The organism is Streptomyces hygroscopicus subsp. hygroscopicus (genome assembly GCF_030269125.1).
Lineage (GTDB): Bacteria > Actinomycetota > Actinomycetes > Streptomycetales > Streptomycetaceae > Streptomyces > Streptomyces hygroscopicus_C.
Genome location: NZ_BSSM01000002.1, coordinates 219,509 through 233,155, shown reverse-complemented (window position 1 = coordinate 233,155; position 13,647 = coordinate 219,509). Strand labels below are relative to the sequence as shown.

Sequence of the window (13,647 nt, the reverse complement as noted above, 5' to 3'; positions counted from 1 at the left end):
CCCCGCCGGGCGCGCGGCCCGGCCGGCTCAGGCGGTCAGCGAGGTCGCCTTCATCCACGTGAGGGCGATCAGCAGGGCCAGCAGGGCCACGCACACACCCGCCTGCACCAGGGCACGCCGCTCGTCGCGGGGCGCGTAGGCGTACGCCAGCGTCACGACGGCGCCCGCGAGCAGCCCGCCGAGGTGGCCCTGCCAGGAGGTCAGCCCCGCGGAGATCACCAGCCACAGCAGCAGTCCCGCCATGTACCGGTTGACCTCGCGCATGTCGTGGCCGAGGCGGCGGCCCATGACCCAGTAGGCGGCGCCGAGGCCGAAGATCGCGCCGGAGGCGCCGACGGTGTACGACTCCGGGACCAGCAGCAGCTCCAGCACGGAGCCCCCGAGGGCCGACAGCAGGTACAGGGCGAGGTAGCGCAGCCGGCCAAGCTGGGTCTCCACGACCCGGCCGATGTTCCACAGCGCCACCATGTTGAACAGGATGTGCGTGATCCCGAACGTGCCCTCGCCGGGCGTGAGATGGAGGAACGCACCGGTCAGCAGCCGGTACCACTCCCCGTGCGCGACCCCCTCCGGGACATAGCCGGCGGGCGTGGTGCCCAGCATCGCGAAGCGGTACTCGAACGACGGCCGGGCCAGCTCCACCAGATAGGCCACCACGTTCAGCCCGAGCAGCACGTAGGTCACCAGCGGAACCGCGGCGATCCGACCCCCGAACACGGTCCGCGCCTGCCGGATCGAACGGGCGCCCTCCTTCACGCACTCCACGCACTGGTGCCCGACGGCCGCCTCCCGCATGCAGGACGGGCAGATGAAGCGGTCGCAGCGGGTGCAGCGGACGTACGACTCCACCTGCGGATGACGGAAACAGGTGGTCACGACGGACTCGGCGGCCACAGGCCGGCTCCTCGAAAAGGGATGAACGAAAGGGGATCGGAACGAGCCGGTGGGGCGGCAGCGAACAAAATAGCGAACCGGTGGGACGGACGCGACGCCCGGTGCGCGTGATCGCGTAGCCTCGGCCCCTCGGACAGCCGCAGGGGGCCATGGCCGCGATCAGCCTGCGCAAGATCGAGGAGACCGCGCCCGCGCTCGTCGACGCCTACCGCTCGGCCGGGGTCAGCCTGCGCGAACACCGACTGGACGGGCTGCGGGCCGCCGTCCACCTCGTCCTCGACCACTCCGGCTCGATGCGGCCGTACCACCAGGACGGCAGCGTCCAGGCGCTCGCCGACCGGGTGCTGGGGCTGTCCGCGCACCTGGACGACGACGGCCGGGTACCGGTGGTCTTCTTCTCCACGGACATCGACGCCGTCACCGACGCCGTCACCGACATCGCCCTCGACCGCCACGAAGGCGGCGTCGAGCGGATCGTCGCCGGGCTCGGCCACACGGGCAGGACCGGACCGGCCGCCTGGAAGGAGCCGACGGGCACCCCGGACCGGGCGCGCCGGCGGACGTGGGCGACCGTACGGTCGAGCAGGGCCAGGCCGACGCCCCGCCGGTACCGGTGCCCGCCGAGGGACCGGCGGGTGGGCGAAGGCCGGGGCGTCACGTGTCGCACTCCAGCACCGCCCCGCACAGTCCGCACCGCGCCCGGACCCGCCCCCGTACCGGCACCCGGATCCGTTGGTGGCAGGTCGGGCAGGGGAAGGTGACGTGGAGGCGGCCGGAGGGGTCGGGGGCGAAGGCGTAGGGGGTGCCCGGCGGCAGGGAGGAGCCGTGGCGGCGGTCGTGGGCGTAGCGGTGGCGGCCCGTCCAGCCGGCGCCGGTCAGCGGGGGCTGCTGGGTGTCGCGGCGGGCGCGGGCCAGCCCCTTGGTGTAGGCGGTGTACGCCTGCGGACTGGTGAACCAGATCGAGGGATCCTCCTGGAAGAGCAGGGCCCGTTTGGCGAGGACGTACCCGAACTCCTCCGGGGTGAGATAGCCCAGCTTCTGCGAGGAGACCCGGTCCTCCCGGTAGGCGTCCAGCAGCAGCCACCCGGCGCCCAGGTACGTCGTCACCGTGTCGGTGAGGATCTCGTTCTGCGCCGTCGTGGGGAGCGCGAGGTCCAGCCGGTGCAGGTACACGTGCGCCACCTCGTGCGCGAGCGCCGCGCCGATGTCCTCGCGGTGGGTGCGGAAGCGGTCGTTCAGCTCCACGAAGTACTCGGGTCCCGCCGCCAGTTCGATGTTCGCCGCGTGGGTCATCTCCCGGAAGCCGACGATCAGCCGCGCGTCCGGCAACCGGAAGTGCCGCACCATCTCACGGGCCACCCGCTGCGCCCCGAGATGCAGGTCGTCGGTGTCGCAGAACGCGACGTCCGCCGGGGCCACGCTGGCCGAGAACGTCCGCACGGTGGTCGGCGACAGCCGCCGGTACAGCGCGGTGATCGCCGCCCGCACCGTCTCCAGGTGCGGGAACCCGTGCTCCACCGGTCCGCCGTTCGCCACGCCGGCACCCCCAAAGCCCCCGATGAGCCTCAACGACCGCCCCTCCAGGGTATGCCCCGCCACCCTCCGCGACCCGCGCCGCCGCTGTCCGCAGCCCCGCCCCCACCACCGGCAGCGCCGCCACGGCCCCCCGGATCACGCGCACGCGCACCTCATCCCGGCGACAACCGCGCCACCAGACCGCCCCCGCGCCCTCCGTCTCCAGCACCCGCACCTCGTTCGCACCCTCCCGCGGCACCGGCCCGGGAACGTACAGCGACCGCTGGGGCCCCACCGGCCGGCGACGGCGCCCCTCCCCGATCCCCGTCCGGGGACTTCCGCAGGCGGCCGATTCCGTCGAGCCCCCGGCGCCCCGCCGGGACCGTCCGGCCGACGCCGATCACCCGACGCCGATCATCGGACGCCCATCACCCGGCCGACGCCGGCCGTCCGGCCGACGCCCTCCACCCGGGCCGTCCCGACCACGTCGACCATCCCGAGCAATCCCCGACGATCCACCCCTCGGACACCACATGAGTCCACCCCGCCGACCACATAGGGTGGGCACCCATGACCACCAGCAACACCGGCACGGGTGACGTGGACCCCGCGGTCCGCCAGGAACTGGAGCGGCTGCGCGACAGCATCGACAACATCGACGCGGCCGTCGTCCACATGCTCGCCGAACGCTTCAAGGCCACCCAGCAGGTCGGCCGGCTCAAGGCCGTCCACCAACTGCCGCCCGCCGACCCGGCCCGCGAGGCCCGCCAGATCGAGCGGCTGCGCCGGCTCGCCGAGAGCGCCAAGCTCGATCCCGCGTTCGCCGAGAAGTTCCTGAACTTCATCATCGCCGAGGTGATCAGGCACCACGAACGCATCGCCGAGGACACCAACGGGAACTGAATTCCGAACAAGGGGAAGGAAAAGGGCGGCTCGGATAATAGTCGTGTAACGCTCCTCCTCTGTGCGCTGTCAGTCCCATCAGGCAGCATGGCGTGTATGTCCGTACTCACGCGCGATGAAGCGCAGCTCCGAGCTCAGCTCCTCGATGTCCACCGCTACACGGTCGAACTGGACCTCACCACCGGGGACGAGACCTTCGACTCCCGTACGGTGATCCGGTTCACCGCGCGGTCCGACGGGGACACGTTCCTCGAGGTGAAGCCCGCCGAGCTGCGCTCCGTCACCCTCGACGGACAGCCCCTGGACCCGCGGTCGCTGCACGAGGACCGGCTGTCGCTGAAGGACCTCACCGCGGGCGAGCACGAACTGCGCGTCGACGCGTCCATGCGCTACTCGCGCACCGGCGAGGGCATGCACCGCTTCACCGACCCGGCCGACGGCGAGACCTACCTCTACACGCAGCTCGCCATGGACGACGTCCAGCGCGTCTTCCCCGCCTTCGACCAGCCCGACCTGAAGGCCGTCTTCGAGGTCTCGGTCAAGGCGCCCGAGGAATGGACCGTGCTCGCCAACGGCATCACCGAGCGCGGCTCCGACGGCGTCTGGCGGGCCGCCCCCACCCCGCCGATCTCCACCTATCTGGTCGCCGTCGCCGCCGGTCCCTGGCACTCGGTGCGCGTCGAGCACCGCGGGCTGCCCTTCGGCATCCACTGCCGCCGCTCGCTCGCGCCCTACCTCGACGTCGACACCGAGGAGATCTTCGAGGTCACGCGCGCGTGCTACGACCGTTACCACGAGAAGTTCGAGGAGCCGTACCCCTTCGACTCCTACGACCAGGCGTTCGTGCCCGAGTTCAACGCGGGCGCCATGGAGAACCCGGGCCTGGTCACCTTCCGCGACGAGTTCGTCTACCGCTCCGCCGTCACCGACACCGAGCGCCAGCTGCGCGCCATGGTCATCGCGCACGAGATGGCCCACATGTGGTTCGGTGACCTGGTCACCCTCAAGTGGTGGGACGACATCTGGCTGAACGAGTCCTTCGCCGAGTACATGGGCTACCAGACCACCGCGGAGGCCACCCGCTTCACCGACCCCTGGACCGAGTTCGGCGTCACCCGCAAGGCGTGGGGGTACGAGGCGGACCAGCGCCCCACCACCCACCCGGTCGCCCCCGAGGGCGTGGAGGACGCGGCCTCCGCCATGCTGAACTTCGACGGCATCTCGTACGCCAAGGGTGCCTCCGCGCTGCGCCAACTGGCCGCCTGGCTGGGTGAGAAGGACTTCCTCGCGGGCATCAACACCCACTTCGCCCGGCACAAGTTCGCCAACGCGACCCTCGCCGACTTCCTCGACTCCCTCGCCTCCGTCACCGACCGCGACGTGCGCGCGTGGGCCGACAGCTGGCTGCGCACCACCGGCGTCGACACCCTCACGCCCGTGATCGAGACCGCCGACGGCACCTGCACGCTGACGGTCGACCGCGAGGGCAGCCGCCCGCACCGCATCATCGCCGGGCTGTACGACCACGACGTCGCCGACGAGGGCCGGCTGGTCCTGCGCGAGCGCCCCGAACTCGACGTCCCGCAGGACGCCCCGCGCCCCATCGGCAAGCGCCCCGCCCTCCTCCTGCTGAACGACGGGGACCTCACCTACGCCAAGGTCCGCTTCGACACGGAGTCCTTCGAGACAGTCCGCGGCGGCCTGTCCGGGCTGCCCGAGCCGCTCACCCGCGCGATCGTGTGGAACTCCCTGCGGGACGCGGTGCGCGACGGCGAACTCGCGCCCGCCGCCTACCTGGAGACCGCCCGCGCCCACCTGCCGCGCGAGACCGACCTCGCCATCGTGCAGGGCGTGCTGGTCTTCGCCTCCGGGCAGATCGCCGACCAGTACCTCCCCGCCGAGGAGCGCCCGGCCGCGCTCGGCACGCTCACCGCCCTCTGCCGCGACCTGCTGCGCCGCACCGAGGACGGCGACCACCCCGGCCTGCGGCTGATCGCCGTCCGCCACCTGATCAGCGTGGCCGCGCACCCGGACACCATCGCCGCATGGCTCGCCGACGGCACCGTGCCCGGCGGCCCCGAGCTCGACCCCGACCTGCGCTGGCGCATCCTCGCCCGGCTCGCCGTGCTCGGCGCCACCGACGAGGCCGCCATCGCCGCCGAGCTGGCCCGCGACCCCAGCGCCACCGGCCAGGAGGGCGCCGCCCGCTGCCGCGCCGCCCTGCCCGACCCGGAGGCCAAGCGCGCGGCCTGGGAGGCGATGTTCACCGGCGACGACCTGTCCAACTACCTGTTCACGGCCACGGCCCACGGCTTCTGGCAGCCCGAACAGGCCGATCTGGTACGGGAGTACGTGCCGCGTTTCTACGAGGACGTGGTTCCGCTCGCCGCCCGCCGCGGCCCCGCCATCGCCGCCGCCGCCGGCCGCTGGTGCTTCCCCGCCCACGCAGTCGACGCCGAGCACGTGCGCCTGGGCGAAGCCTGCCTGGACCGCGAGGACCTCATCCCCTCCCTGCGCCGCGCCCTGGCCGACCGCCTGGACGACCTGGGCCGTGCCCTGCGGGCCCGCGAGGAAGAGGCACAGCGGTAAGTAGGTCCGACGACCTAGGGCGCGGCTGGTCCTCAACGACGATGCGGCGCCCCGGGGCACCCCCCTAGGCTCGGTGGTCCGAGAGTGAACAGCCGAGCCGGGAGGCAACCATCGTGATCGCAGTGACCGGCGCGACCGGCAACGTGGGCCGTGCCCTGGTGGACCGACTCCTCGCCGCGGGCCGGCCGGTTCGCGCGCTGACCCGCGACCCGGAGCGCGCCGCCCTGCCCGAACGGGCCGAGGTGGCGCGCTTCCGGGCCGACGACCCCGCCGGCCTGTTCGACGGGGCGACCGGGCTCTTCCTGTACGCGCAGGCGGTCACGGCGCCCCTGCTGGCGGCGGCCCGCGCGTCCGGCGTCCGGCACGCCGTCCTGCTCTCCAGCGGCATCGTCCGAGAGGGCGCCGACGAGACCCACCCCCTCCACGTCCTGCACGCCGACGCCGAGCGGCTGATCCGGGACAGCGGGCTGGCCTGGACCTTCCTGCGGCCCAACGGGTTCGCCACCAACGCCCTCCAGTGGGCGCCGCAGATCCGAGCCGGGGACACCGTCCGGGGCGTGTACGCCGACGCGGTGTCCGCGCCGATCCACGAGGACGACATCGCGGCGGTCGCCGAGCGCGTTCTCCTGGACGAGGGCCACGAGGGCGCCGTGCACCGGCTGACCGGCCCGGAGGCGACCACCAACGCCGACCAGGTCGCGGCGATCGGCGCCGCCGTCGGCCGGGACCTGACCTTCGTGGAGATCGACCCAGACAAGGCCGGTCCGGAGCTGTTCCCGCACCTGGACCCGCGGATGCTCGAAAGCCTGCTCAAGACCTTCGAGGACACCATCGGCGCACCCCCGGAGATCACCACCACGGTCGAGGAGATCACCGGCACCCCGGCCCGCGCCTTCACCCGGTGGGCCCGGGACCACGCGGCGGATTTCGGGGCCTAGGGAGCGGACCTCGGGCCTGGCGGGGAAACTCCCGGGCCCGAGGGGGGCAGCCGCGCGGGGGGTTCAGCCGCGCATGAGGCCGCCGGACGGCCGCCCCCGACCGCCCCGCCCACGTCCCGTGCATCGCAGCTTCGGCCCGAGCACGGCCTGGCGCCCCGAATCGCGGCGCGCCGCTCGACCGAGCGCGCTCGGGCACCGGTCCCCGACCGGACCCCAGGGCGGGCCTGCCCCGGGCGGCAGCCCCGCCCCCGTGCCGTCGTCCCGCCCCAGTCAACCGGTCTCGCCCTTGTGTGGTGGTCGCGTCCGGGTCAACCGGTCCCGCCCTCGTGGCGTGGTCCCGCTCTGGTCAACCGGTCCGTGCGCGCGTGCTGTCGCCCCGCCCTTGTGCCGTGGTCGCGTCCTGACCCACCGGTCCCGCCCTCGTGGCGTGGTCCCGCTACCGGTCCATGCGCGCGTGCTGTCGCCCCGCCCTCGTGCCGTGGGCCGTCCTCGTGCCGTGGTCGCGTCCTCGTGCCGTGGTCCCGCCCCGGTCAACCGGTCCCGCCCCCGTGCCGTCACCCCGCCCCCGTGCCGTGGTCCCGCCCCGGTCAAGGGCCGCTCGGGCGCGCGCGGCCGTGCGCACCGGTCCCGGACCCGGCCGGGGCCACGGCCCGCCTCCCTGCCGTGCCCACGGCCCCGGCCCCTATCCCCGCCTCAGGGCCCCCGCCTCAGGTCGCCTGTCTCAGGACCGCCGCCTCAAGACCCCTGTCTCAGGACCCCCGCCTCACGCCCCCACCCCACGACCCCCACCCCGCCGCAGCTCCGCCCGCCGTACTCCGCCCTCCCGTGGGCCCGGTCGGCGATTGGCGCTGGTCGGGCGGGGCTCCGGGGAAAGGGTGAAGCCGAGCCGTTCCAGGAAGCGCTCGCCGGGCCGCCAGCCGGGCGGGACCGTCGCCGTCACCAGGGGCGGGTCCCCGGCCCGCGCCAGCAGGGTCTCGGCCAGGGCGCGGCCGAGGCCCCGGCCCCGGGCCCAGGGAGCCAGCAGGAACAGGCCGACGGCCACCGCGCCCGGCTCCGGATGGTTGCGCACCGCGTCCACCACGCCCGCGACCACCCCGTCCCGCTCCAGCACCAGCAGCACCTTGTCGTCGGGGTGCGCGCCCTCGGGCAGGGCGTACCACAGGCTCTGCACGTCGCCCGGCGCCGACGGCAGCCCCGTGGCCGCCACGAACCAGTCCTCGCTCTCCTCGAACAGCCGGATCAGCGGCGCCTCGTCCGCCGGGGCCGGCTCACGCACCAGCACCCGTTCGCCGGGCACCTCGATCGTCCACGCGTCCACCATCCGGCCGACGTTAGCGGCGGCCACCTCCCGCTCCAACAAGTTTTCCCCGCACGGCAGTACCCGCGTCCGGGCTTTGCTCGTTGGAGGTGAGGGACACACGCCCCTCTTCCCGTCCGGAGCCCACGCGGCGCGCTCCCGAGCAGCCCCGAGAGCGGAGGCCAGCCCATGCCCACCCAGTCCCTCGCCTCGGGCCCGCACGGCCCCGACGCCCTCCGCCCGCTCCTCGACACGGTGCTGGACGCGCTGGCGGAAGGCCGGAAGGCGCGCGGCGGCCCGCTGCCCGCCGGCGGACCCGAGGCCACCGCCCGGCAGGTCACCGACGCGCTCGGGGACGTACTGCCGGACGAGGGCGACCCGGACGCCCTGCGCCTTCTCGTACGGCTCCTCGCCGAGGGCGCCGCCGACCCCGCCGACCCGCTGTGCGCGGGCCATCTGCACTGCCCGCCCCTCGCCGTGGCCACCGCCGCCGACCTCGCGGTCAGCGCCCTCAACCCCTCCCTCGACTCCTGGGACCAGGCCCCCGGCGCCACCGCCCTGGAGGCCGTCGTCACGCGGGCGCTCGCGCGGGCGGCCGGACTGGCCGACGCCCTGGTCACCACCGGCGGCACCGAGTCCAACCAACTCGCCCTGCTGCTCGCCCGCGAGGCACGGGGCGGCAACGTCCGGCTGGTCTGCGGCGCGGCCGCCCACCACTCGCTCGCCCGCGCCGCCTGGCTGCTGGGACTGCCCGACCCGGTGCTCGTCCCGGCCCCCCGCGGCACCCTCGACCCGGCCGCCCTCGACGACGCCCTCACCACCCTTTCCGGTCCCCTGCTGGTCGCCGCCACCGCCGGCACCACCGACGCCGGACTCATCGACCCGCTGCCCGAGATCGCCGCCCTGTGCGAAGCCCATGGCGCCCGGCTGCACATCGACGCCGCCTACGGGGGCGGGCTGCTCTTCAGCGACCGGCACCGCGGCAGGCTCGCCGGACTCGACGCCGCCCACACGGTCACCCTCGACCTGCACAAACTCGGCTGGCAACCGGTCGCCGCCGGCCTGCTCGCCGTGGCGGACCCGGGCGAACTCGCCGCACTCCACCACCGCGCCGACTATCTGAACGCCGACGACGACACCGAGGCCGGCTACCCCGACCTGCTCGCCCGTTCCCCGCGCACCACCCGCCGCCCCGACATCCTCAAGACCGCGGTCACCCTGAAGACCCTCGGCCGCCGCGGCCTCGGCGCCCTGGTCGACCAGGTCTGCGACCTGGCCCGCGAGTTCGCCGCCCGCGTCGAGGCGCACCCCGGCTTCGAGCTGTACGACGCCCCCGTCATCAGCACGGTCCTGTTCCGCCCCGCCGAGGCGACCGACGCCGCCGTGGCCGGCGTCCGCCGGGAACTGCTGCGCGAGGGCCGGGCCGTCCTCGGCCGCGCCCGGCTCGACGGCCGCCTCTGGCTCAAGGCCACCCTCCTCAACCCCCACACCCGGCCGGACGACCTGGCCCACCTGTTGAAACTCGTCGAAGGAAGCACCCCCCGATGACCCCCCACCCGGCTCCGCAGACGGCCCCCCGCACCACGCTCCTCCCGCGCCGCGACCCCGACGCCCCCCGCGACCTGGTCGGCATCGGCATCGGCCCCTGCAACCTCTCCCTCGCCGCCCTCGCCCAGCCGCTGCCCGGACTCGACGCCGTCTTCTACGAACAGCGGCCCGGCTTCAGCTGGCACCCCGGCCTGCTCATCGAGGGCTCCACCATCCAGGTGCCCTTCCTCGCCGACCTGGTGACCCTCGCCGACCCCACCAGCCCCTGGAGCTTCCTCAACTACCTCAGAACCCGCGAACGACTGTTCCCCTTCTACTTCGCCGAGCGCTTCCACATCGAGCGCGCCGAGTACGACGCCTACTGCCGCTGGGTCGCCCGCAGCCTGCCCGGACTGCGCTTCGGCCACCAGGTCGACGCCGTCCGCTGGAACCCCGAACGCGAGCTGTTCGAGGTCGACTTCACCCAGCTCGACGCCGACGGCGAGGCCGACGCCCTCGGCCGCGCCTACACCCGCAACGTCGTCCTCGGCGTCGGCACCGTCCCCCATGTGCCGGACCCGCTCAAGCCCATGGTCGACGCCGAGGGCCTGCCCGTCGTGCACGCCGCCGACTACCTCGCGCACCGCGACACCCTCCTCGCCGCCGGGCACATCACCGTCGTCGGCTCCGGACAGTCCGGCGCCGAGATCTTCCTCGACCTGCTGCGCCGCCGCCCGGTCGGCGAGGAGCGGCTGCACTGGATCGGCCGCAGCCCCGCGTTCTCGCCGATGGAGTACTCCAAGCTCGGCCTGGAGCACTTCACCCCCGACTACACGCGCTACTTCCACGCCCTCGCCGAACCCGTCCGCGACCGGCTGGTCGGCGCCCAGTGGCAGCTGCACAAGGCCGTCGACGCCGACACCCTCGCCGCCATCCACGACGAGCTCTACCGGCGGACCGTGAACGGCGGTTGGCCCGACGCCGTCCTCACGCCGGGCGTGCGGGTCCGCACCGCCGGCCGGATCGCCAACAGCAAGATCGAACTCCATCTGGAGCACCTGGAGGAGAACAGCCGCTCCCGGCTCGCCACCGACGCCGTCGTGCTCGCCACCGGCTACCACCAGCGCCCCCTCGGCCGGCTGCTCGCCGGGCTCGACCCCCATGTGCGCCGCGACGCGGGCGACCGCCCGCGCGTCGACGCGGACTTCCGGCTGGTCCTCGACCCGTCGGTCAAGGGCTCGGTCTACGTCCAGAACGCCGAACTGCACACCCACGGCGTCGGCGCCCCCGACCTCGGCCTCGCCGCCTGGCGCGGCGCCGCCATTCTCAACTCGCTGACCGGAAAGGAGTCGTACCCCCTGCCGACCCGTACGGCCTTCACCACCTTCGGACTGCGCGAACCCCGATCCGCCGTCCCGGGGGCCCGGCACGCCACCAAACAGCTCACCCCTCTCGTCGACGAAAGGTGAGGGCCTTTCGTGCCGCCGCATTCGCTCATAGGAGCGGCCATCCGCACAATTCAACACTTGTCAATAAGGCTTCACACAAAGGTTGTTGAGTGGTCATGCGGCCCGGAATCTCTACCGGCGGGTAAGCCCTAGGCTCGAACCATGCGCCGAGCAAAGATCGTTTGTACATTGGGGCCCGCCACCGACTCGTACGACCAGATCAAGGCACTGGTCGAGGCGGGAATGGACATCGCCCGGTTCAACCTCAGCCACGGCACCCGCGCCGAACACGAGGAGCGTTACCAGCGCGTGCGCAAGGCTGCCGACGAATCCGGCCGCAGCGTCGGAATCCTCGCCGACCTTCAAGGTCCGAAGATCCGCCTCGGCCGTTTCGCCGAAGGACCCGTACTGCTTGAACGCGGCGACGAGTTCACCATCACCGTCGAGGACGGCGTCGCGGGCGACCGCCACCGGTGCGGCACCACCTACGCGGGGCTCGCCGAGGACGTCACCCCCGGCGAACGCGTCCTGGTGGACGACGGCCGGGTCTGCCTGGAGGTCACCGCCGTCGACGGCCCCCGGGTGCGCACCCGGGTGGTCGAGGGCGGCATGGTCTCCGACCACAAGGGCCTCAACCTGCCCGGCGTCGCCGTCTCCGTGCCCGCCCTGTCCGAGAAGGACGAGGAGGACCTGCGCTGGGCGCTGCACACCGGGTTCGACATCGTCGCCCTCTCCTTCGTGCGCAGCGGCGACGACGCCCGCGTGGTGCACCGCATCATGGCCGAGGAGGGCCGCCGCCTCCCGGTGATCGCCAAGATCGAGAAGCCGCAGGCGGTCGCGAACCTGGACGACATCGTGGCCGCCTTCGACGGGCTGATGGTCGCGCGCGGCGACCTCGGCGTGGAGATGCCGCTGGAGCAGGTGCCGATCGTCCAGAAGCGTGCCATCAAGCTCGCCCGGCGCAACGCCAAGCCGGTCATCGTCGCCACCCAGATGCTCGACTCCATGATCGACAACGCCCGCCCCACCCGGGCCGAGGCCTCCGACGTGGCCAACGCCGTCCTCGACGGCACCGACGCGGTGATGCTCTCCGGCGAGACCAGCGTCGGCAAGTACCCGGTCGAGACCGTGCGCACCATGGCGAAGATCGTCGCGGCGGCTGAGGAGGACATGCTGGCCAAGGGGCTGCCGCCGCTGACCGAGCGGAACAAGCCGCGCACCCAGGGCGGCGCGGTCGCGCGGGCCGCCGCCGAGATGGGCGACTTCCTCGGCGCCAGGTTCCTCGTGGCCTTCACCCAGTCCGGCGACACCGCCCGCCGGCTGTCCCGCTACCGTCCGCCGATCCCGCTGCTCGCCTTCACCCCCGAGCCGGCCACCCGCTCCCAGCTCAGCCTCACCTGGGGCACCGAGACCTTCCTCGGCCCGCACGTCGACTCCACCGACGCCATGGTCGACCAGGTGGACGAGCTGCTGCTGCGTTACGGCCGCTGCCAGAAGGGCGATGTCGTGGTGATCACGGCCGGCTCCCCGCCCGGGGTCTCCGGCTCCACCAACATGGTCCGCGTCCACCGCATCGGCGAGAACGACGACCCGGAGGGCTGAACCGGGGCCGAGTACGAGAAAAGGGCCCCTTCGCGAAGGGGCCCGCACAAACCGGTGATCAAGGAAACCCGGTGACCATGGAAAACAAGGAAAAGGTGCCCCGGGTCGGACTCGAACCGACACTGTACGGGTTTTGAATCCGTTGCCTGCTGCCAATTGGGCTACCGGGGCTCGCAGAATCCAAGGTTTCCCCCGACCCTCCGCGCGTCCACCATACCGTAGCTAGGTAGGCTCTTGTCAGCAGTACCCCTGCATCGAACGAGGAGCCCCCGTGACCGCCGAGTCGCCCCAGCCCGTAGACGCCGACGAGGAGAAGTCGCACGTGCCTCCCCTGACGACCCGCGTCGTCATCGCCGAGGACGAGGCCCTGATCCGCCTCGACCTCAAGGAGATGCTGGAGGAGGAGGGCTACACCGTCGTCGGCGAGGCCGGCGACGGCGAGCAGGCGATCGAGCTGGCCCGCGAGCACCGGCCGGACCTGGTCATCCTGGACGTGAAGATGCCCAAGCTGGACGGCATCTCCGCGGCCGAGAAGATCGCCGAGGAGTCCATCGCCCCGGTCCTGATGCTCACCGCCTTCTCCCAGCGCGACCTGGTGGAGCGCGCCCGGGACGCCGGCGCGATGGCGTACCTGGTCAAGCCGTTCAGCAAGAGCGACGTGGTGCCGGCGATCGAGATGGCCGTCTCCCGCTTCACCGAGTTGAGGCAGCTGGAGCAGGAGGTCGCCGACCTCACCCAGCGCCTGGAGACCCGCAAGCTGGTCGACCGCGCCAAGTCCATCCTGCAGACCGAGTACGGCCTGACCGAGCCGGCCGCCTTCCGCTGGATCCAGAAGACCTCCATGGACCGCCGCATGTCGATGCAGCAGGTCGCCGAGGCCGTGATCGCGGACAACGAGGAGAAGAAGGCCGCCAGGAACGGCTGAGCACCCCGC

General features: G+C 73.0%; 11 protein-coding genes and 1 tRNA gene. 8 read left to right on the top strand and 4 right to left on the bottom strand.

The window, feature by feature from the left end; genetic code table 11:
- Positions 1–27: 27 nt before the first annotated feature.
- The gene (locus tag QSK45_RS05520) at positions 28–894 is read right to left on the bottom strand and encodes a rhomboid family intramembrane serine protease (protein ID WP_285553791.1); all 867 of its coding nucleotides are present in this window, start codon (positions 892–894) and stop codon (positions 28–30) included.
- Positions 895–1,043: 149 nt separating this feature from the next.
- Here QSK45_RS05520 and QSK45_RS05515 point away from each other — a divergent pair, with 149 nt between their 5' ends.
- Positions 1,044–1,655 (top strand): VWA domain-containing protein, encoded by a 612-nt coding sequence (locus QSK45_RS05515; RefSeq protein ID WP_285553789.1) that lies wholly within the window; start codon positions 1,044–1,046, stop codon positions 1,653–1,655.
- Here the strand turns inward: QSK45_RS05515 and QSK45_RS05510 are convergent.
- Positions 1,549–2,430, bottom strand: coding sequence for a hypothetical protein (locus QSK45_RS05510; RefSeq protein ID WP_285553787.1), 882 nt, complete (start codon positions 2,428–2,430; stop codon positions 1,549–1,551). The genes QSK45_RS05515 and QSK45_RS05510 overlap by 107 nt on opposite strands.
- Before the next feature lie 549 nt (positions 2,431–2,979).
- Between QSK45_RS05510 and QSK45_RS05505 the strand changes: the two genes are divergently transcribed.
- The 3 genes from QSK45_RS05505 (at position 2,980) to QSK45_RS05495 (ending at position 6,839) form a co-directional block, all read left to right on the top strand.
- On the top strand, positions 2,980–3,312 hold the full coding sequence (locus QSK45_RS05505) for a chorismate mutase (protein ID WP_285553785.1): 333 nt from the start codon (positions 2,980–2,982) through the stop codon (positions 3,310–3,312).
- A 96-nt stretch (positions 3,313–3,408) separates the two neighbouring features.
- Entirely contained in the window at positions 3,409–5,901 is a 2,493-nt protein-coding gene (pepN, locus tag QSK45_RS05500; RefSeq protein ID WP_285553783.1) for an aminopeptidase N, read from the top strand.
- 113 nt (positions 5,902–6,014) lie between these two features.
- The gene (locus QSK45_RS05495; RefSeq protein WP_285553781.1) at positions 6,015–6,839 is read left to right on the top strand and encodes an SDR family oxidoreductase; all 825 of its coding nucleotides are present in this window, start codon (positions 6,015–6,017) and stop codon (positions 6,837–6,839) included.
- A gap of 763 nt (positions 6,840–7,602) precedes the next feature.
- Here QSK45_RS05495 and QSK45_RS05490 read toward each other — a convergent pair.
- The gene (locus QSK45_RS05490) at positions 7,603–8,160 is read right to left on the bottom strand and encodes a GNAT family N-acetyltransferase (protein WP_285553779.1); all 558 of its coding nucleotides are present in this window, start codon (positions 8,158–8,160) and stop codon (positions 7,603–7,605) included.
- 165 nt (positions 8,161–8,325) lie between these two features.
- On the opposite strand from QSK45_RS05490, the gene QSK45_RS05485 reads away from it, so the two are divergent.
- The 3 genes from QSK45_RS05485 to pyk all read left to right on the top strand — a co-directional run bounded on the left by QSK45_RS05485 (position 8,326) and on the right by pyk (position 12,713).
- Positions 8,326–9,684: a pyridoxal phosphate-dependent decarboxylase family protein gene (locus QSK45_RS05485; protein WP_285553778.1), complete on the top strand. Its 1,359-nt coding sequence runs from the start codon at positions 8,326–8,328 to the stop codon at positions 9,682–9,684.
- Positions 9,681–11,132: a lysine N(6)-hydroxylase/L-ornithine N(5)-oxygenase family protein gene (locus tag QSK45_RS05480; RefSeq protein WP_285553777.1), complete on the top strand. Its 1,452-nt coding sequence runs from the start codon at positions 9,681–9,683 to the stop codon at positions 11,130–11,132. Before QSK45_RS05485 ends, QSK45_RS05480 begins: the two co-directional genes overlap by 4 nt.
- 141 nt (positions 11,133–11,273) lie before the next feature.
- Complete coding sequence (gene pyk, locus QSK45_RS05475) at positions 11,274–12,713, top strand: pyruvate kinase (RefSeq protein WP_285553776.1); 1,440 nt, start codon at positions 11,274–11,276, stop codon at positions 12,711–12,713.
- 96 nt (positions 12,714–12,809) lie between these two features.
- Here pyk and QSK45_RS05470 read toward each other — a convergent pair.
- A tRNA-Leu gene (locus tag QSK45_RS05470) sits at positions 12,810–12,884 on the bottom strand.
- Between the two features lie 100 nt (positions 12,885–12,984).
- On the opposite strand from QSK45_RS05470, the gene QSK45_RS05465 reads away from it, so the two are divergent.
- Positions 12,985–13,638 (top strand): ANTAR domain-containing response regulator, encoded by a 654-nt coding sequence (locus QSK45_RS05465; protein ID WP_285553774.1) that lies wholly within the window; start codon positions 12,985–12,987, stop codon positions 13,636–13,638.
- The last annotated feature ends 9 nt before the right edge of the window (positions 13,639–13,647 follow it).